20 protein-coding genes are annotated in these 18269 nt (G+C 43.6%); 14 read left to right on the top strand and 6 right to left on the bottom strand.

The genetic code is table 11. The annotated features are described in order from the left end of the window. The first annotated feature begins 58 nt into the window (after window positions 1-58). Complete coding sequence (locus KOL94_RS15550; protein ID WP_221567296.1) at window positions 59-463, top strand: F0F1 ATP synthase subunit epsilon; 405 nt, start codon at window positions 59-61, stop codon at window positions 461-463. Between the two features lie 613 nt (window positions 464-1076). Here KOL94_RS15550 and KOL94_RS15545 read toward each other — a convergent pair. Genes KOL94_RS15545 through KOL94_RS15535 form a run of 3 tightly spaced genes read right to left on the bottom strand, consistent with a single transcriptional unit; the run spans window position 1077 to window position 4088 of the window. Then, window positions 1077-2597 carry a tripartite tricarboxylate transporter permease gene (locus tag KOL94_RS15545; RefSeq protein WP_221567295.1) on the bottom strand — a complete coding sequence of 507 codons (1521 nt, stop codon included), beginning with the start codon at window positions 2595-2597 and terminating at the stop codon, window positions 1077-1079. A 13-nt stretch (window positions 2598-2610) separates the two neighbouring features. Continuing rightward, window positions 2611-3075, bottom strand: coding sequence for a tripartite tricarboxylate transporter TctB family protein (locus KOL94_RS15540; RefSeq protein WP_221567294.1), 465 nt, complete (start codon window positions 3073-3075; stop codon window positions 2611-2613). A gap of 35 nt (window positions 3076-3110) precedes the next feature. After that, window positions 3111-4088, bottom strand: coding sequence for a tripartite tricarboxylate transporter substrate binding protein (locus tag KOL94_RS15535; protein ID WP_260412340.1), 978 nt, complete (start codon window positions 4086-4088; stop codon window positions 3111-3113). Window positions 4089-4655: 567 nt separating this feature from the next. Here KOL94_RS15535 and KOL94_RS15530 point away from each other — a divergent pair. The 9 genes from KOL94_RS15530 (at window position 4656) to KOL94_RS15490 (ending at window position 13625) form a co-directional block, all read left to right on the top strand. Continuing rightward, window positions 4656-5105 carry an Lrp/AsnC family transcriptional regulator gene (locus KOL94_RS15530; protein ID WP_221567293.1) on the top strand — a complete coding sequence of 150 codons (450 nt, stop codon included), beginning with the start codon at window positions 4656-4658 and terminating at the stop codon, window positions 5103-5105. A 346-nt stretch (window positions 5106-5451) separates the two neighbouring features. Next, window positions 5452-6393, top strand: coding sequence for a nickel ABC transporter permease (gene nikB, locus KOL94_RS15525; RefSeq protein WP_221567292.1), 942 nt, complete (start codon window positions 5452-5454; stop codon window positions 6391-6393). A gap of 23 nt (window positions 6394-6416) precedes the next feature. Continuing rightward, the gene (locus KOL94_RS15520; protein WP_221567291.1) at window positions 6417-7319 is read left to right on the top strand and encodes an ABC transporter permease; all 903 of its coding nucleotides are present in this window, start codon (window positions 6417-6419) and stop codon (window positions 7317-7319) included. Between the two features lie 24 nt (window positions 7320-7343). Then, on the top strand, window positions 7344-8888 hold the full coding sequence (locus KOL94_RS15515) for a glutathione ABC transporter substrate-binding protein (protein ID WP_221567290.1): 1545 nt from the start codon (window positions 7344-7346) through the stop codon (window positions 8886-8888). Between the two features lie 7 nt (window positions 8889-8895). Beyond that, window positions 8896-9903 (top strand): ABC transporter ATP-binding protein, encoded by a 1008-nt coding sequence (locus KOL94_RS15510; RefSeq protein ID WP_221567289.1) that lies wholly within the window; start codon window positions 8896-8898, stop codon window positions 9901-9903. After that, a complete protein-coding gene (locus KOL94_RS15505; protein ID WP_221567753.1) occupies window positions 9875-10849 on the top strand; it encodes an ABC transporter ATP-binding protein in 975 nt (324 codons plus the stop codon). The genes KOL94_RS15510 and KOL94_RS15505 overlap by 29 nt, the downstream gene beginning before the upstream one ends. 15 nt (window positions 10850-10864) lie before the next feature. Next, window positions 10865-12475 carry a gamma-glutamyltransferase family protein gene (locus KOL94_RS15500; protein ID WP_221567288.1) on the top strand — a complete coding sequence of 537 codons (1611 nt, stop codon included), beginning with the start codon at window positions 10865-10867 and terminating at the stop codon, window positions 12473-12475. Window positions 12476-12543: 68 nt separating this feature from the next. Further along, on the top strand, window positions 12544-13101 hold the full coding sequence (locus KOL94_RS15495) for a chromate transporter (RefSeq protein ID WP_221567287.1): 558 nt from the start codon (window positions 12544-12546) through the stop codon (window positions 13099-13101). Continuing rightward, window positions 13098-13625 (top strand): chromate transporter, encoded by a 528-nt coding sequence (locus tag KOL94_RS15490; RefSeq protein ID WP_221567286.1) that lies wholly within the window; start codon window positions 13098-13100, stop codon window positions 13623-13625. Before KOL94_RS15495 ends, KOL94_RS15490 begins: the two co-directional genes overlap by 4 nt. Window positions 13626-13983: 358 nt before the next feature. Here the strand turns inward: KOL94_RS15490 and KOL94_RS15485 are convergent, their stop codons facing one another. From KOL94_RS15485 to KOL94_RS15475, 3 genes are read right to left on the bottom strand one after another with little or no spacing between them, the layout of a single operon-like run. Further along, window positions 13984-14169, bottom strand: a complete 186-nt coding sequence (locus tag KOL94_RS15485; RefSeq protein WP_221567285.1) for a Fur-regulated basic protein FbpA — start codon at window positions 14167-14169, stop codon at window positions 13984-13986. A gap of 16 nt (window positions 14170-14185) precedes the next feature. Next, complete coding sequence (locus KOL94_RS15480; RefSeq protein WP_221567284.1) at window positions 14186-14878, bottom strand: LrgB family protein; 693 nt, start codon at window positions 14876-14878, stop codon at window positions 14186-14188. After that, on the bottom strand, window positions 14875-15240 hold the full coding sequence (locus KOL94_RS15475) for a CidA/LrgA family protein (RefSeq protein ID WP_221567283.1): 366 nt from the start codon (window positions 15238-15240) through the stop codon (window positions 14875-14877). The genes KOL94_RS15480 and KOL94_RS15475 overlap by 4 nt, the downstream gene beginning before the upstream one ends. Window positions 15241-15409: 169 nt before the next feature. Here KOL94_RS15475 and KOL94_RS15470 point away from each other — a divergent pair, with 169 nt between their 5' ends. The 4 genes from KOL94_RS15470 to KOL94_RS15455 all read left to right on the top strand — a co-directional run bounded on the left by KOL94_RS15470 (window position 15410) and on the right by KOL94_RS15455 (window position 18269). After that, complete coding sequence (locus KOL94_RS15470) at window positions 15410-15733, top strand: MerR family transcriptional regulator (RefSeq protein ID WP_221567282.1); 324 nt, start codon at window positions 15410-15412, stop codon at window positions 15731-15733. A 330-nt stretch (window positions 15734-16063) separates the two neighbouring features. Then, window positions 16064-16438 carry an NADH-quinone oxidoreductase subunit A gene (locus KOL94_RS15465; protein ID WP_221567281.1) on the top strand — a complete coding sequence of 125 codons (375 nt, stop codon included), beginning with the start codon at window positions 16064-16066 and terminating at the stop codon, window positions 16436-16438. Then, complete coding sequence (locus tag KOL94_RS15460) at window positions 16429-16947, top strand: NuoB/complex I 20 kDa subunit family protein (RefSeq protein WP_221567280.1); 519 nt, start codon at window positions 16429-16431, stop codon at window positions 16945-16947. Before KOL94_RS15465 ends, KOL94_RS15460 begins: the two co-directional genes overlap by 10 nt. Then, complete coding sequence (locus KOL94_RS15455) at window positions 16944-18269, top strand: NADH-quinone oxidoreductase subunit C (protein WP_260412339.1); 1326 nt, start codon at window positions 16944-16946, stop codon at window positions 18267-18269. The genes KOL94_RS15460 and KOL94_RS15455 overlap by 4 nt, the downstream gene beginning before the upstream one ends.

Raw genomic sequence — 18269 nt, 5'->3', positions numbered from 1 at the left:
TGCAAAATGAAGGTAAATCTTTATCTGATTTTTGTACAAAGGCCCGAGGAGGGGTTTCATGAAGACATTCACGGTAAGTGTCGTCACCCCTGATGGCCCTGTGTATGAAGTAACAGGCGCAGAAATGGTCAGCGCAAAAGCCACCAGTGGTGAGCTTGGAATCCTGCCAGGCCACATTCCGCTTGTAGCGCCGTTGACCATCAACGCTGTTCGCGTCCAGAAAGACAACAATACACAGATCTTGGCTGTTAGTGGTGGCTTTATAGAGGTACGGCCGGACCAGGTGACAATCCTTGCACAAGCAGCAGAACGTGCAGCAGACATCAATGTCGATCGTGCAAAAGCTGCGAAAGAACGTGCAGAGAAACGCCTGCAAGGTTCGAAACAAGAAGACATCGATTTCAAACGCGCGCAGTATGCATTAGACCGCGCAATCAATCGAATCAATATTACAAGCAGATAAAGCTGCTTACAAAGACCTTTTCAGCTCGATTTTAAGCTGGGAGGGTCTTTTTTTTAATCTTCCTTGTTGATTTTTAAACGAAATTCACTACCATTCAAGGGCTGAAGAAAAGCGGAGGCGATCCGCAAAGTCACACAGGTCACTGGAAAACTGACGATGATGCTGTGGTCGCTGCAGGAAGTTTGAAGTAATCCAAGTGACTGGTCGCTGAGCTGGACATCACATCTTGCAAAAACTTAGTTCCGCACTCTATCCTCGCGGAAACCCAGTTGTACTAACCCGTTAGCGGACACAGGAGACCTTATTTGACTAAAATAATGGAATTTTTCAAACTTAGCGGACACCAGGGACCTTATTTCGCAAATATCATAGGAAATCGGCTATTTTGGTCACAATTAACGGCTGTGGTGTCCGTTAAATTTCAGAAACAGCGATTTTGTCACAAATAACGGCTCTGATGTCCGTTAGTTAACTGATAACATCGCTGCGGGGGTCTTGCCTGGACCATTGTTCCCGCAGGAGTGGTTCTGTAACAGAACGTTTGTTTAAAAATCCACAAAAAAGCAGATCACTTCTTTGAAATGACCTGCAGACAAAAAATCCATATCATGTGTTATGTTCTTGGGATACCGGTTGAATCAGTAGTTTGTATACGCTTGTTATACCGGATGTCTGTTATGATCGCATATAAAATCGAGAGAACAGTCAAGAGTAATAGAACTCCCGAAATTGGTCGAGTAATGAAAAGCGTCAGATCACTATTGGTCGTAATTGCGATCCGTAAGTTTTCCTCTGTCAACGGCCCAAGAATGACACCCAGAATAAAGGCAGGTAGTGAAAAATTGCCTAGCTTCATCAAGTAACCCACAATTCCAAACAGTAGTAAAACCCAAATGTCGAAGACCCGATTATTGATAGCGAAGCTTCCTAGTGCACACAAAATAATGACCACAGGAATGAGGTAATGCATCGGAACGTCATTGATCCTCAGGAAAAATTTGATACCAAATGATTGTATGATGAGCATGAATATAGCCGAAATAAAGAATGAGAGAAAGATCCCATAGGCCAAAACTGGTTCAGAGACAAAAAAGTACGGGCCGGGTTGAATTCCGTGGACTAAAAGAGCTCCCATCATCATTACTGTAACCGCGCTTCCTGGAATTCCCAAAGCAAGTGTAGGTATCAGAGCGCCTCCCTCTGAAGAGTTGTTTGCAGATTCAGCAGCAATGATGCCATCCTGAGTCCCTTTTCCAAATTTACTTGGGTTTCTAGACATTTTTTTAGCAATATCATAGCTAAGGATATTAGCAATACTTGAACCTGCTCCAGGCAGGGCACCGATAAAGGTTCCTACAAAGGATGAGCGGATCACATTCGCCCACGAGGAAATCATATTTTTCAAGGTCTTGCTGACGGGATAGGATAACCTGATATTTTGATTGAATTCCAGCTTTTCCTTTTTTTCTTTTTTAGCTTCAGATAGGAGTTGAGAGAAAGCAAAGATCCCGATCAAAACAGGTAAAAATGCAAACCCGCTCAGCATTTCCACAGATCCGAAAGTGAAACGCTCAACTCCCATTATAGGATCGGTTCCAATTGTGCCGATAAACATGCCAACCAGACCAGCTATTAATCCTTTTATCAAATTTCCCTCACCTAAACTTGCAATAGCGCTTAATCCAAAGACCATCAGACTGAAAAATTCCCAGGCTCCGAATTTGATCGCCCATGTCGATAACATTGGAGCAGCCAAAACGAGAATCACTCCACCGATAATCGAACCGATGAAGGAAGACCATAATCCGATAGCTAGCGCTTTTCCAGGCTCCCCGTTCTTTACCATGGGATAACCATCAAAGGTTGTAGCCATTGCAGAAGGAGTTCCTGGAATCCCTAATAAGCAGGCAGAAATCAACCCACCGGAAGCACCACCAAGCCAAACTCCCATCATCAATGAAATTCCTGCAAGTGGTTCTAAACCAAAACTGAAAGGTAGGGTTAGCGCTACTGCCATGGTAATTGTAAAGCCGGGAATACATCCGAAGACGATTCCAGCAATGACTCCTATCATCATCAATAGCAGAGTATCCCAGTGCATGATTGCTTGAATTCCTAAAAGTAAGTTATCCAATCGTTAACCCTCCTTAGAAAAAGATTCCCTTTGGTAGATAAACGTTCAAGACGTTCTGAAAGATGACTGAAAGGGTAACAGTGATTACTAGTAAACTGACTATTGGGATCACATGGCTTTTAACCGGTCTCTTCTCAGGTAAGATCAGTAGATAAATAATCGTAATGAAAATGAAAGAAGAAATGATGAAACCAAGAAAATCCAAACTTAAGATATAGAGAGCAAAAAGGGTAAAGATGATCCATACGATGCCCTCTTTTTGATTTTTGTCCTTCTTCTTTTCAGTTTTTTTTTCTTTTTTCAAGAACGATTGAATAAGCATTAGAATCGTCAAAATGGAAATCAACCCTAAAAGAAGACGCGGGAAAAATGCTGCTGAGATCTCAGTAAGGCCCTTTGTATCGATGAATGTCGATTGATAATAAAAGAATATACAGAATAAAAGTAGTACGGCTCCTGCAATATGTTCTTTAGTCATACGCAACCCCCGTTTCGTTGTTTTCCCTATCCGTATTAATCGATGACACCTTGACTTTTCAGCATACCGCTCAAATAATCGACATCATCCTGAAGATACTTAGCGTATTCTTCGTTATCCATGTATCTGACCTCTACACCCATCTTTTCCATTTCCTCGACAAACTTAGGGTTCTCTGCGACCTTTTTAATGGCATCACTTAAAGTTTTGACAATTTCTTCAGGTGTCCCTTCTGGGGCGAAAAATCCTCGATTAGTTGCGTTTGTAAAGTCGATGCCTTGCTCTTTCAATGTCGGTACATCAGGAAGAGCAGGGGTTCTTTCCTCTGTAGCAATTCCTAACATTTTGAGTTGGTCGGCTTTCATATATTCCTTAGCAGCAGGTATGGTAGTTGCTCCAAAGTCAAGATGCTGTCCTAGCAAAGCTTGGGTACGTTTAGCAGTCCCGTCATAGCCGACAATTTTGAATTTAACATCCGCTTTGTCTTGGATACCAAGAGGTACAATGTGTGAAGTGGAACCGATGGATGCCCCGAAGCTGATTGATTCCGGATCTTCCTTCAGTTGTTCAACTACATCCTTCATGCTGTCCCAGGGGTTGTCCACATGAGTTGCAATCAACTGAGGTGCTGATGTAAGCAGGGAGACAGGTTCGAAGGAAGAATAGTCAAAGTCTGTTTTTCCCATTAGTTTAGAAATCCCGATTGAATCATGACCAGCTAGGATTGTATATCCGTCTGGTTCAGCTTTCATAGCTTCCTCAGCACCGATGGATCCGCTGCCTCCATTGATATTTTGGATCGTTATTTTGGTTTCCAATTCTTTTTCTAAATACTTTACTGCAACCCGGTTGATGACATCCGTATCCCCACCTGCAGACCAGGGAACGATCAACTTGATATTTTTTTCTGGGTAATTTGAGGAATCACTTGAGGCTGAACAACCTGTTAGAGCAGTGACGATCGAAAGAGTGAACACGAATGCGAAAAGCATTTTCTTCTTCAATTGTTTCATTTTTACTCCCCCTAGTTATAAAATTGAAAGGAATGAACCCATTTATTCACCATTTGTAAATGTAATTTGGCGTTTGGATTCCCTTTTGTTTCAAATAAGTATATACAAAATATTTCGACAAGTCTATGAGGTGATTAAATTTTCTGATTAATTTTTAGGATCTGTTAGTGGTTATTGTTGATTTCTGCGAAATTCACTCCCTTTCCGCGAGCTGACGAAAAGCGGAAGCGACCCGATTAGTCACACAGGTCACTGGAAAACTGACGAGGAGGCTGTCGCCGCCACAGGAAGTTTAAATTGATCCAAGTGACTGGTCGCTGAGCTAGACAGCACTTAATCTAAATGTGGGGTCTCGCCAGGCTCGCTTTTCCCGCAGGAGTGCCGCGAATTTCGTACTAAAATCAACGTAGTCCTTTAACAGAGTCTTTAATTAAAAGCTTTTTATGCCTATTTATATAAGGAGAAAAATAGGTTAAAAGTATGAAATTGTAAAACGGCTTGATTGTTTAGCAAACTCATTATCTATATAATAAAGGGAGATAAACTTTACATTTGTGTGGTGAGGGAATGAAAATTGATCAGATTGATAAGAAAATCTTAGAACTACTTACTCAAAACGGAAGAATGTCGTATGTGGATATAGGCAAAGAACTGAATTTATCCAGAGTCTCTGTGAGAGAAAGAATCAACCAATTATTAAAAAATGGTGTTATTGAAAAGTTCAGTGTCATGATCAATTCAGAAAAAGTGGGAAAGAATGTATCCGCTTTTTTTGAAGTGGATTGTGAACCGAATGCTTTAGTGAAAGTAGCGGAAGCACTAGCCAGCAATCCTAATGTCGCAAGCTGTTATCAAATGACAGGACCAAGTACGTTGCACATGCATGTCTTGGTTAATGATTTCATCGCATTGGAATCATTTATTAACAATGAATTATATGCTCTTGAAGGGATTACACGGGTTGAAAGTCATATTCTCTTAAGAAGGTTTAAGAGTAGAGCAGGACTTAAGTTATAGATAAACGATCGAGGTTCTACAAAACGGAAATTTAATAGGATTATTTATACATGCCGGAGGAGAAAACGCTTCTCCGGCTTTTTTATTTGACAAAAAGAAGTATTTTTCGAAATACTTCAATTTTTTTGTATATTTTGTGGATTTTTGTCTTGAGTATCTATATAATCATAAATAATTTAATTGACCATACATTTGTAAATAAAATAAGGGATATGAATTAACAAATGTACAAAAAATAAATAATTACTTTTCGAAAAGATATCTATAATTTTCCATCTTCATTATTGAAATTGGGATTATTTTTTCATTTTTTATTTCGTATGCCGAAATTATTGGAGGTGAAATCATGATTAGTCTTATTCTTAGACGTCTTTTACAGTTGGTGTTATTGCTTTTTGGGATATCCTTTATCGTTTTTATGAGTATGCATATTTCACCAGGTGACCCTGCGAGTATAATCGGTGGGCCGACTGCAACGGAATCTGATATTGAAGCAATCAGGGATAATCTCGGTTTGAATGATCCGGTATTGGTCCAATACGGAAATTACATAGCAGGGGTTCTCCAAGGGGACCTCGGGTTTTCCTATCAATCAAAAGAATCCGTAAGTGAAGCAATCCTCACCAGGTTTCCCAATACACTGAACCTTGCCATAGCAAGCATGATTGTTGCCGTAGTCATTGGGGTTACAGCAGGGATCATCTCTGCATTGAAGCAAAACTCATGGCTTGATATTTCAAGCACAACAGTTGCGCTTGCCGGGATATCTATTCCGAATTTTTGGCTCGGGACGGTTCTGATTCTGATCTTTGCAGTTAATTTGCAATGGCTTCCTGTGGGAGGGTTAAGTGCTCCTTTTTGGACAATCGAGGGGATGAAACAGCTGATATTGCCTGCAATTACTTTAGGGACAGGATCAGCTGCAATGATTGCCCGAATGAGTCGTTCAACAATGTTGGAAGTGATCAGGGCTGATTTCATCCGGACAGCCAGGGCTAAGGGAGTAAAGGAAAAATCAGTTGTTTGGATTCATGCATTAAGAAATGCGATGATTCCAGTCATCACAGTCATTGGTTTGAATTTCGGGTTCCTTTTAGGAGGAACGATCATAACTGAACAAGTCTTTGCCATCAATGGGGTAGGGCGACTGATGATTGAAGCGATCGCAGCTAGAGACTTTCCTATGGTACAAGGGTCAGTCCTGCTTGTTGCCACCCTGTTCGTGCTTGTAAATCTGATCGTTGACATTATATATGCGTTTATTGATCCACGAATCAGCTACGATTAATCGGTTTGAAAGGAGGTTCTCAAATGTCTGGAGAGGCAGTAGCTTCAAATTCAAAATTTGAAAACAGCAAACAAAAAAAAGAGAAAATGGTGTTAGTGATCACAAAACGATTATTAAAGAACAGATTAGCAGTATTTGGTCTGATCATCATTTTCATACAAGCTTTGATGGCTATTTTCGCAGATTGGATCACTACATTTGATCCCGTTCACCAATCACTGGCAGAAAGTGAGTTACCTGTTTTTTCAGAGGGGCATTGGCTAGGTACGGATAATTATGGTCGGGATATGTGGAGCAGGATCGTCTTTGGTGCCAGGATATCTCTGGTTGTCGGTTTCGCATCCGTCATTCTCGGTTTAATCGGTGGAATAACGTTAGGACTTATATCTGGTTATTATAAAAAACTTGATGGAATCATCATGCGATTTGTAGATCTGTTGTTTGCTTTTCCAGGAATTTTATTGGCCATGTTAATCATTGCAATGTTAGGAACAAGTCTAGTGAACGTAATGATTGCGATAAGTATTTGGTCGATACCGACATGCGCCCGAATTGTAAGGGGAAGTGTCTTAACTGTAAAAAAACAAGAATACATCGTAGCGATGAAATCTCTCGGGGCAAGTAATTTCCGTATTCTCATCAAACATATTCTACCGAATTGCATGGCTCCGATCATCGTGTTTGCAACAATGAGAATGGCTACTGCGATTCTTTCAACATCTGCACTTAGTTTTTTGGGACTTGGTGCACAGCCGCCGATACCGGAGTGGGGCGCTATGATTGCAGCTGGTCAGGATTTTATGTGGACATCACCACATATGACAATAGTTCCAGGGATTGCAATCATGCTAGTTGTGTTTGCGTTTAATGTTTTGGGTGATGGGTTGCGTGATGCGTTGGACCCTAACATGGATTTCAATAACTAAAAATCAACGGGAGGAAAGGTTAAAATGAAAATGAAACGCTTGAGCACTTGTTTATTGGTTGTCTTCTTAATCGTATCTGTCGCATTAGCAGGTTGCAGTGGAGGAGAGTCAGGTAAAGGCTCTGGAGGTGGGGACGTTCCTCAGGAGCTGACGTATGCGACTACAACAAAGGCGGTGGGTCTATCACCGATCGAAACAAACGACTCGGTTTCATCCCGAGTTATTGAACAAATCTATGAAACTTTATTCATCCGGGATGAAAAGTCGATGGAAATCGTTCCATACCTTGCAGAATCATATGAAAACCCAGATCAGAAAACCTGGGTGATCAAACTGAAAGAGGGAATCAAGTTCCATGATGGAACTGACTTTAATGCTGAAGCTGTAAAATATACATTCGATAAGTTCAGAAATCCGGAAACTGCGGCACCTCGAGCATCCTTATTGGAGCCGATTGAATCCATCGAGGTGAAAGATGAATATACCGTTGTCATCAAAACGAAAGAACCGTATGGTGCAATGCTTGCAGCATTATCCCATTCAAATGCGTCAATTGTGAGCCCAACCGCTGATAAAAAGGGGAATTTGAACAAGGAGCCTGTCGGGACTGGCCCTTTTAAATTTGTTGAATGGAAGTCAGGGAACCATATTACGCTAGAAGGCAATAAGGATTATTGGCAAGATCCACCTCAACTTGATAAAGTGACGTTCAAAGTCGTTCCTGAAGTGAATACAGCTGTCTCAATGCTTCAAACTGGAGAGGTTCAATTCATTGATGGACTTACGGCTGAGCATTTGCCACGACTTGAATCGCTTAAAAATGTCGAGATCATGAAAAAAGAAGGAACCCCCATATCATACCTTGGCTTTAACATGGCTAAAGCTCCATCAAATGAGCTTCCATTCAGACAGGCTGTTGCACACGCATTAGACAGAGAGGCTTATGTTAAAAAATTAAAAGGATTAGGTGTCGGATCCAACAGCATCATTGGGCCGAAAGTTTTTGGTTATGACCAGTCAGCCGAAGAATTAGGTTACGAGTATGATCCGGAGAAGGCAAAACAACTCCTTGAAGAAAATGGATATTCTGGGGATGAAGTCAAAATGTTGGTTGCGAATACGCCAGTGTATATGAACATGGCTGAGATCGTCCAGGCTCAGCTAAAAGAGGTTGGTTTAAAACCTCAAATCGAAACACTGGAATGGGGCACCTTCCTGGATGTGAGTAAAAAAGGTGAATTTGATATCACTTTTCTAGGCTGGACAAATTCAACCGCGGATGGAAGTGAGCTTCTTTATCCAAACCTTCATAGCGATAATATTGGTTCATCAAACCGCGTTCAATATTCGAATCCTGAGTTTGATAAATTGGTAGATGAATCACGAAATATTGTCGATCAGGAAGGACGCAAACAGAAACTGATCGAAGCGAATGAAATCGTAGTAGAAGACATACCATGGGTAGTCATGAACCACGGTTTTGTAGCAGCGGCATATGATAAATCGGTTAAAGGCTTGGAGATGGATCCTACTGGCCGATGGTCATTATATAACGTATACAGAGAGTAGGGTTAACATGCCAGAACAGTTGCTAAAGGTGGAAAACCTCGTAACGAAATTCAAAACGGCTGAAGGAAAGCTTACAGCCGTCCGTGGGGTTTCATTTTCCGTCAATAAAGGCCAAACGGTTTGTATCGTTGGAGAGTCGGGGTGTGGGAAAAGTATCACATCTTTATCCATAATGGGTCTGCTTCCCAATAATGGCGAAATCAGTGAAGGGTCTGTACAATTTGCGGGTCAAGAACTGACGAAATTAACAAAAGAAGAGTTGCGTAAACTTCGGGGCAACAAGATGTCGATGATTTTCCAAGAACCGATGACGGCTTTGAATCCAGTTTTCACAGTTGGGTTTCAAATCCGTGAACCGTTAATGATCCATAAGAAGTTATCTCACCGGCAAGCCCATCGTAAAGGGATCGAGTTATTGAATCAAGTAGGCATCCCTTATCCGGAAAAGAGAATGTCCCAGTATCCCCATGAACTGAGCGGGGGGATGAGACAGAGGATTATGATATCGATGGCTTTAGCGTGTCGACCATCCCTTTTGATAGCTGATGAACCGACAACGGCACTCGATGTTACAATACAAGCCCAAATACTTGATCTTATTGATGAGATGAAAGAAGAGTTAGGTATGGGCATCATCATGGTCACGCACGATATGGGGGTTGTTGCCGAAGTAGCTGACCGCGTCATGGTCATGTATGCTGGGGAAAAAATCGAAGAAGCAGATGTTGAAAGTTTGTTTATGAATCCTCAGCACCCGTATACAAAGGGATTGTTGAAATCAGTGCCAAATGTAGATGACCGTGACCATCAATTGGAACCAATCCCTGGCACTCTTCCTAATTTGAACGAAAAAATAAGTGGATGCCGTTTCCATAACCGATGTGAATTCGCAACGGAAAAATGCAGGGAACAATCCCCGAAGACCTTTACTGTCAATGAAACGCATACGGTTAGATGCTGGTTACAGGAGGTGGAGCAAAATAATGATGCAGAAACAGCAGCAACCACTTCTTAAAATCAGCAAAATGAAAAAGTATTATCCAATAAAAGGAGGCATCCTTCAAAGAGTACAAGGCCATGTCAAGGCGGTTGAAAATGTGACCATTGATGTCTATGAAGGAGAAACACTGGGTGTTGTTGGTGAGTCCGGATGTGGAAAATCAACATTTGGCCGTGCTGTGCTTAGACTTGAACCTTTGACAGAAGGATCAATACAGTTTAAGGGCGAAGAGATTGGAACGCTCCCTGAATCCAAGCTCAAAAAATACAAAAGGCAGATGCAGATGATTTTCCAGGATCCATATGCCTCATTGAATCCCAGACAGCGAATCGGTGATGCGCTTGAAGAGGCTTTTATCATCCATACTTCAATGTCTAAGAAAGCGCGGAAAGAAAAGGTTAGCAGTTTGCTTGAAGAGGTTGGCTTAAAACCAGAACATTATGACCGTTATCCCCATGAATTCAGTGGGGGTCAACGGCAACGTATCGGCATTGCCAGAGCGATTGCATTGAACCCTTCATTCATCGTTTGTGATGAGGCTGTTTCTGCACTTGATGTATCGGTGCAAGCCCAAGTCATCAAACTTTTAAAAGACCTTCAGGATAAACATCAATTGACTTACATGTTCATTTCACATGATCTAGGCGTAGTCCGTCATATCAGTGATCGCGTTCTTGTCATGTATCTCGGAAATACTGCAGAGCTCGCATCAGCTGATCGAATTTACGAGAATCCTCTGCACCCTTATACGAAAGCTCTGTTATCTGCAATCCCTCGTCCAATTCCAGGGAGGAAGCGTAAACGTGTGAAGCTAGAAGGGGATTTACCGAATCCAGCGAATCCTCCTAAAGGGTGTCCTTTTCATACAAGATGTCCACTGGCAACTGGACAATGTAAGGAAGAAAAACCGGTATGGAGAGAAGTAGAGGAAAATCATTTCGTTGCCTGTCATGAAGTTTAGAAGGGGGAATTGATCATGAGTTATGATGCTTTGTATAATCCGTATCCATCACAACGGATGACGACATTCGCTAAAAATGGAATGGTGGCTACCTCGCAGCCGCTCGCTGCACAAGCGGGTCTGGATATCTTGAAAAAAGGCGGTAATGCAGTCGATGCAGCGATCGCAACTGCTGCCTGTTTGACTGTGGTAGAGCCGACTTCGAACGGGATCGGCGGCGATGCGTTTGCGCTCGTTTGGACGAAAGGGAAGTTGCATGGACTGAATGCAAGCGGTCCATCACCACAATCGATTTCAATAGAAGCACTCAAACAAAGAGGAGTCGAGGAAATCCCAAAATACGGTTGGATTCCTGTCACAGTACCAGGTGCACCAGGAGCCTGGGCTGCGTTGTCGGAACGTTTCGGTAAATTGCCGTTGACGAAGGTGCTGGCGCCGGCCATCGATTATGCTGAAGAAGGCTATCCAATTTCACCGACGTTAGGGAAGTTTTGGAAGAAAGCTGCTGAGCATTTTAAAAATGTGCTAACCGATGATGCATTCAAGCACTGGTTTGATACATTCGCACCTGATGGAAAAGCACCTGAAGTAGGAGACGTATGGCGTTCTGAAGGGCATGCAGCGACTTTACGTGACATCGCTGAAACAAAAGCGGAGTCGTTTTATCGTGGAAAAATCGCTGATCAAATTGACGCTTTCTCGAAAAAGTATGACGGGTTTTTACGTAAGGAGGATCTAGCAGCCTATCAGTCTGAGTGGGTCGATCCGATCGGTGTTGAGTATCGCGGACATAAAGTTTGGGAGATTCCCCCGAATGGTCAGGGGATCATCGCGTTGATGGCGTTGAACCTTCTTAAAGACTCGGAGTATAAGAGTAAGGAAGACGTCGAAACGTATCACAAACAGATCGAGTCAATTAAACTCGCATTCACGGACGGTCTCAAATATGTGACGGAAAACAAATCGATGACGACGAGAACGGAAGACCTTTTAAGTGAGGCGTATGCTGAAGAACGGAGGAAACTGATCGGGGAAAAGGCAATGGATCCGACACCAGGAACGCCTCCAAAAGGCGGAACAGTCTATCTTTCGACCGCTGATTCAGAAGGAAACATGGTATCGTTCATCCAGAGCAACTACATGGGATTCGGTTCAGGACTCGTTGTGCCAGGCACGGGAATTGCGCTGCAAAATCGCGGCCACAATTTTTCGATGGATTCTGAACATGATAATCGTCTTGAAGGTGGTAAGAAAACCTATCACACGATCATCCCGGGCTTTTTGACCAAGGGCGATCAGCCAGTCGGTCCATTCGGTGTGATGGGTGGATTCATGCAGCCGCAAGGGCATCTGCAGGTGATCATGAACACGCTTGATTTTCATCTCAACCCACAAGCTGCGCTTGACGCACCAAGATGGCAATGGATGGAGGACAAGAAAGTTTTAGTGGAGCCGAACTTCCCGAACCCTATTGCACAAGCTCTTGCACGAAAAGGCCATCAGATCCAAGTTGCATTAGATGGCGGTCCGTTCGGGAGGGGGCAGATCATTTGGCGTGATCCAGAGACGGGTGTCCTTTCAGGTGGAACGGAATCACGGACGGATGGTAGTGTTGCCGCTTGGTAGGGAGAAGCGAAACAGAGGTAAATCCTCCTAAGACGGTAAAGAAGAAAACCATACACATTCCTTTGTTCATGGCCTTTTTCCGAGTCGGTATTTTCGGCTATGGAGGGGGGCCTTCCTCCATTCCGCTCGTCCATAAAGAGGTTGTTGAGCATTACGGGTGGTTTACGGATGATGAATTCGGGGATTTGCTTGCCCTCGGTAATACGCTTCCAGGGCCGATTGCGACGAAACTTGCGGGCTATATCGGGTACCGGGTTGCTGGCACGATGGGAATGATCAATGCCGTTTTAGCAACTATTTTACCTTCCATTCTAGCGATGATCGCTCTATTGACGACCCTCAGTATGTATAAAGACAAAACTTGGGTGCAAGGAATGACCAAGGCTGTGGTTCCTGTCGTCGGGTTCATGCTCGCCCAGTTGACCTGGCAATTCACGAAAAAATCGAAAGCTGGTTTAGGATGGGTACAGGCGCTTGTTATCATCGCACTTTCTTTAGTACTGATGGAATTCGCCAACGTCCACCCAGGAATTATCATCGGAATTCTTCTATTATATGCCTGGTTCGGAACACGAGAATCATCCGAAAATGATGATGAAGCGAAGAAAGCGAGTGGTGCATCATGATCTACTGGCATATCTTTTTAGCGTTTTTCATACCAGGTATCCTTGGCTATGGAGGTGGTCCTGCATCGATTCCGTTGGTTGAAAATGAAGTCGTTGACCGATATGGCTGGATGTCGACAGAGGAATTCAGTGAAGTTTTAGCACTTGGAAATGCACTTCCTGGCCCAATCGCGACTAAAATGGCGGGTTACATCGGTTATGCAGAAGCTGGATGGCTAGGTGCTGCCGTTGGAGTCTTCGCTACAGTCGCGCCATCGCTCCTTTTGATGATCATCCTTTTGAAAGTATTGATGAAATATAAGGATTCCGAAAAAGTAAAGCGGATGACGGTGATGGTAAGACCGGCAATCGCTGTGTTGCTTGGTGTCATGGCGTATCAGTTTTTTGTGAGTGCCTATGGAGGCTCTGGGGTCCTGCAAACGGTGCTCCTTATTGCTGCGAGCTATCTGTTTCTGGTCAGACTCAGGATCCATCCGGCATTCGTCATTGCCGGAGCACTCATCTATGGCGGAATCTTTTTATAAAGCTGTTTTCTAAAAGAATGTTGCTATTGAAACCCTGTAAGCGGAAGAAATATACGTGACTCCTGCGGGAACAGCGAGCCAGGCAAGACCCCACAGCGAGGAACGAGTGAGGAGGCTTGCGGTTCGCCCGCGGAAAGTGAGTATATTTCTGTAGCAACCAAAAAACCACAATTTTTACGAAAAGAGCGTTTTATAAAGAGCCTTTGATCCGGGCTCTTTTTTGCTTGTTGTTGAAGTAAGATTCTCACTAATTCACAAATATAATGAGCGGTTTTACAAAACTAAAGGCTGAATTTACAAAAATGAAAGGTGGGTGCCCTGAAAATATCATAAGAGCACCCACTTTTTCTATATATAGTTAACCCAGCCCATGTTTTCTTTTGTTCATCTCTCTTAACTGCATCATCTTGAATTCCTTTTCCAGTTCCTTCAGAGTGAGTTCATAAAGCTGCCGATCACTTGATTTGTAGTAACCAGCGTTCAAGAGCTGGCTGATATAGTGATGTTTCACACGATCAAGACTTTTCCTTAGATATCCAGCCATCGAAAACACGCCTCCTTTACAATAATAAAATGGATACCGGAGTCAGAACCGAAATGAAAATCGCTGTCGTTGTCATGCCGACGCTCCCCATTGCGCCTTCTTCCTCACCCCATTGCAGGCATTTGCTCGCCCCAAGTGCTTGTGCGGAAGCGCCCATCGCCAAACCTCTCGCCGCCTTGCTTGTAATATTGAAAAGCTCCAGCACTTTTGGACCGCAGATGAACGAGAATACCGCAGATGATAGTACGAACAAGACTGTCAACGAAGCTTCACCGCCGATTTTATCTGAAACCGACAAAGCGATTGGTAACGTGGCCGCCTTTGGGGTAAGAGAAGCGAGCATTTCAGCATTGATTTTAAAAAGCCCCGCAAGTGCAAGCGTTGTCGTGAGTCCTGCTAAACTCCCTGAGACGATTGCGATTCCGATTTTCTTAATGTTCCTCTTCAACAGCGGCCACTGTTTGAACAATGGAATCGCGAGTGATACGATCGCTGTTTGCATCAAGAACGAAAAGAGATCCACTCCCTCCTGATAGCTTTGATAATCCACATGTAACAATGGAAGAAAACAAACGAGAAAAAGTGATACCGTATATAAAGGATTGAGCCAGCTTTTACGATTGTATTTTTCATAGAGTTTCAAACCAAGCAGATAGGCAATATAGGTGATCAAAGTCGTAAACAAAACTTTTCCGAAAACAAAAGTCATTCTTTTTGCCTCCTTCGTAATTTTTCATACCATTGGACAACAGTACCGGTTGCTAAAATGATGGTGAGACTGCTTAAACCTAGAATCAAGATCAGCTTCCATATTTCTTTTTCGAGTAAGTGGATATACATGACACCCCCGATTACAGGTGGAATGAACAATAGCGTCATATGCCGTAATTGGAAATTCGCTGCTCTTTCCACCCAATCAAGCTTGATTACGCCCGTCAAAAGAAAAATAAGAAGCAGAAACATTCCGGCGATGCTACCCGGCAAAGGCAGATGGAATAGTGAAACAACGAAAGATCCAAGGAATAAGGCGGATGCTATAAGTGTGAATTGCCAGAGAAACTGGATAATCATGAACACCACCTTACATCTTTACTTAAAGTTTATAGGGCTTAAAAAGGCGTTTCATCAAGTTTGTCAGAAAATATAACAATGAATTTTCATTTCTATGTTAGAAAACCTCACATGAGTCTTGAAGAGAAAATATGAAAAGGTATAGTTAAGGTGGAAGGGAGTGTTACGAATGTCTGTAGATGAAGGTTCTTATAGAGAGAGAAAAGTGATTGTGATCGGTGTAGTGAAAGAACTTACGGGATTGAGTGAACGTCAGATCCGCTATTATGAAGAACGCAAACTGATTTTTCCTGAAAGAACGGCCAAAGGTACTCGTAAATATTCATTTTCAGACGTAGAAACACTTATGGAGATCGCAAACAAAAGAGAGGACGGCGTCCAGACGAACGAAATCAAGAAAGAAATGGTATCGAAGAAAAAGCTGAAAAAGGATCTGGTGAAAGAGGAAATGATCCGTGGACAGTTGAATGCACACTTCCGTAACAACCGATGACACTCCGACTCGGTAAACGCACATCCACTTGGAAGTGAAGAGGATAGCGGAACGCCCCTCGGCATAAGTTTAATAAAAGATAGGTAAAAAGAATCCGAGAATGCAGCATGAATTTTTTCGAGATAAATAAGCTAGAAGTATGGGTCAAGCATAAAAGTGGATACGCCTCTCATTCGCCAGGAGAGGCGTGTATTTCGTGTGACGAAGAAAGTGGGTATAACTGTCATTCATCGTGTCGACACAAAAATTGGTATTTGGTATAATTGATAGCGATTACAATATTAAAAAATTTCTAACATCGACTTTAAATAAACAGATGGGGAGGTACATATGGAGCTCTATCACTTGTATCAAAACAACTACCTGGTCGTTTTGATGTTCCTGCTATTAGGCATCCTTTTACCTGTTGTCGCTTTGACTGCCGGTAAGATCCTGCGACCGACAAAGCCGACGAAAGAAAAACAAACAACCTATGAAAGTGGTATCGAGCCCTTTCATCAAAGTTGGGTGCAATACAATGTCCGTTACTACATATTCGCCTTGCTGTTCGTTATTTTTGATGTAGAAACGGTGTTCTTATATCCGTGGGCCGTCGCTTATGATAAGCTCGGGATTTTTGCTCTGATCGAAATGGCGATCTTCATCGTCATGTTATTGATCGGACTCATCTATGCGTGGAAGAAGAAGGTGTTAAAATGGATGTAAAATTGGAACAGATTACCCCAGAAGAACGACAAGAGCTCTCCAAAAATGTATTTTTCGTCACACTCGAACAGGTGAAGGCATGGGCAAGAAGCAACTCCCTTTGGCCTCTTACGTTCGGGTTAGCTTGCTGTGCAATTGAAATGATGGGGACTGGTGCCTCGCATTATGACCTGGACCGCTTCGGCTCATTTTTCCGTACTTCCCCACGACAATCTGATGTCATGATCGTATCTGGGACGGTTACGAAAAAAATGGCGCCTGTACTGAAGCGTCTCTATGACCAGATGCCAGAGCCGAAATGGGTGATTGCGATGGGCTCTTGCGCAACAGCAGGCGGACCATACATAAAATCGTATGCTGTTGTAAAAGGGGTCGACCAGGTTGTCCCTGTCGATGTCTATATTCCCGGCTGCCCTCCGAATCCTGCTGCATTAATCTATGGAATTAACAAACTACAAGAAAAAATCCGCTATGAAGCTAAGACTGGGAAGCGGGTGACGGAAAAATGAGTGATCAAGAGAAACCATTCTCCGAAATGACGGAAGAAGAGAAAGCGGAAGCGAAGCGTAAAGCGGTCGAAGAGGCGAAGCGCAAGGCAGCCGAGAAAAAAGCGGCGAAGGATGCAGGAGCGTCCGGAGCAGCAGAAAAGCCGGTCGCCGAAATGTCCGAAGAAGAGAAAGCTGAAGCAAAACGAAAAGCGGTCGAAGAGGCGAAACGCAAAGCTGCTGAGAAAAAAGCGGCGAAAGATGCAGGAGCGTCCGGAGCAGCAGAAAAGCCGGTCGCCGAAATGACGGAAGAAGAGAAGGCTGAAGCAAAACGAAAAGCGGTCGAAGAGGCGAAGCGCAAGGCTGCTGAGAAAAAAGCGGCGAAGGATGCAGGAGCGTCCGGAGCAGCAGAAAAGCCGGTCGCCGAAATGTCCGAAGAAGAGAAGGCTGAAGCAAAACGAAAAGCGGTCGAAGAGGCGAAACGCAAAGCTGCTGAGAAAAAAGCGGCGAAAGATGCAGGAGCGCCAGGAGTAGCAGAAAAGCCGGTCGCCGAAATGTCCGAAGAAGAGAAGGCCGAAGCAAAACGAAAAGCTGTCGAAGAGGCGAAACGTAAAGCAGCCGAGCGAAAGGCTGCGAAGGAAGCAGCAGAACCGTCCTCAGATAAGGCAAAAGCCGCCGCTGCAGCAAAAGCCAAAGCCGCCGCTGCCGCGAAAGCGAAAGCCGCCAAGTCAGGCGGTGGAGCTGGGGATGATGAAAAAGCGAAGGCGATCGCTGCAGCAAAAGCCAAAGCTGCCGCAGCCGCAAAAGCAAAATCAGCAGCTGGTGGAGCAGGAGCGAAGACCGCTGAACCAGCTGAAGAGAAGCCATCACCAAACCAGCCCCTCCTGGATAAATATGTGAAGACGATCAAGGATAACCTTGGTGAAGACATTCTGGAAGAGTCCTATATTAACAGACTTGCAAAGGACGTACCCACCCTCATCGTCAAACGGGAGAGGTTTTATAAATTAGCAGAATTCCTGAAGCATAATGAACAACTGAATTTTGAATACGTAAGCGAATTGCATGGAACCGATTTTGAAACGCATATGGAAGTCTATACCCATCTTTATTCCTTTAAAAATAATCAGCCGGTTGCGGTGAAAGTGAAGCTGGACCGTGACAATCCGGAAGTCGCATCTGTGACACCGGTGTGGCCTGGAGCGAATTGGCCGGAGCGTGAAGCGTATGATTTGCTCGGAATCTGTTTTACCGGACACCCGAACTTGACGCGGATCCTGATGCCAGATGATTGGGTCGGATACCCGATGCGAAAAGATTATGAACCATACGATGTGGAGGTGTAA

This window comes from Alkalihalobacillus sp. TS-13, from assembly GCF_019720915.1.
Taxonomy (GTDB): domain Bacteria; phylum Bacillota; class Bacilli; order Bacillales; family Fictibacillaceae; genus Pseudalkalibacillus.
The sequence above is the reverse complement of the archived record's forward strand: the minus strand, read 5'-3'. Positions and strand labels throughout refer to the sequence as shown.

Excerpts from the sequence above, each read along its gene's own strand:
- KOL94_RS15505 (WP_221567753.1), top strand. The coding sequence starts at position 9,875 with ATGCAGAAACAGCAGCAACCACTTCTTAAAATCAGCAAAATGAAAAAG.
- KOL94_RS15510 (WP_221567289.1), top strand. The coding sequence starts at position 8,896 with ATGCCAGAACAGTTGCTAAAGGTGGAAAACCTCGTAACGAAATTCAAA.
- KOL94_RS15535 (WP_260412340.1), bottom strand. The coding sequence starts at position 4,088 with ATGAAACAATTGAAGAAGAAAATGCTTTTCGCATTCGTGTTCACTCTT.
- KOL94_RS15470 (WP_221567282.1), top strand. The coding sequence starts at position 15,410 with ATGTCTGTAGATGAAGGTTCTTATAGAGAGAGAAAAGTGATTGTGATC.
- KOL94_RS15500 (WP_221567288.1), top strand. The coding sequence starts at position 10,865 with ATGAGTTATGATGCTTTGTATAATCCGTATCCATCACAACGGATGACG.
- KOL94_RS15485 (WP_221567285.1), bottom strand. The coding sequence starts at position 14,169 with ATGGCTGGATATCTAAGGAAAAGTCTTGATCGTGTGAAACATCACTAT.
- KOL94_RS15490 (WP_221567286.1), top strand. The coding sequence starts at position 13,098 with ATGATCTACTGGCATATCTTTTTAGCGTTTTTCATACCAGGTATCCTT.
- KOL94_RS15480 (WP_221567284.1), bottom strand. The coding sequence starts at position 14,878 with ATGACTTTTGTTTTCGGAAAAGTTTTGTTTACGACTTTGATCACCTAT.
- KOL94_RS15455 (WP_260412339.1), top strand. The coding sequence starts at position 16,944 with ATGAGTGATCAAGAGAAACCATTCTCCGAAATGACGGAAGAAGAGAAA.
- KOL94_RS15515 (WP_221567290.1), top strand. The coding sequence starts at position 7,344 with ATGAAAATGAAACGCTTGAGCACTTGTTTATTGGTTGTCTTCTTAATC.
- KOL94_RS15540 (WP_221567294.1), bottom strand. The coding sequence starts at position 3,075 with ATGACTAAAGAACATATTGCAGGAGCCGTACTACTTTTATTCTGTATA.
- KOL94_RS15520 (WP_221567291.1), top strand. The coding sequence starts at position 6,417 with ATGTCTGGAGAGGCAGTAGCTTCAAATTCAAAATTTGAAAACAGCAAA.
- nikB (WP_221567292.1), top strand. The coding sequence starts at position 5,452 with ATGATTAGTCTTATTCTTAGACGTCTTTTACAGTTGGTGTTATTGCTT.
- KOL94_RS15495 (WP_221567287.1), top strand. The coding sequence starts at position 12,544 with ATGGCCTTTTTCCGAGTCGGTATTTTCGGCTATGGAGGGGGGCCTTCC.
- KOL94_RS15550 (WP_221567296.1), top strand. The coding sequence starts at position 59 with ATGAAGACATTCACGGTAAGTGTCGTCACCCCTGATGGCCCTGTGTAT.
- KOL94_RS15475 (WP_221567283.1), bottom strand. The coding sequence starts at position 15,240 with ATGATTATCCAGTTTCTCTGGCAATTCACACTTATAGCATCCGCCTTA.
- KOL94_RS15460 (WP_221567280.1), top strand. The coding sequence starts at position 16,429 with ATGGATGTAAAATTGGAACAGATTACCCCAGAAGAACGACAAGAGCTC.
- KOL94_RS15465 (WP_221567281.1), top strand. The coding sequence starts at position 16,064 with ATGGAGCTCTATCACTTGTATCAAAACAACTACCTGGTCGTTTTGATG.
- KOL94_RS15530 (WP_221567293.1), top strand. The coding sequence starts at position 4,656 with ATGAAAATTGATCAGATTGATAAGAAAATCTTAGAACTACTTACTCAA.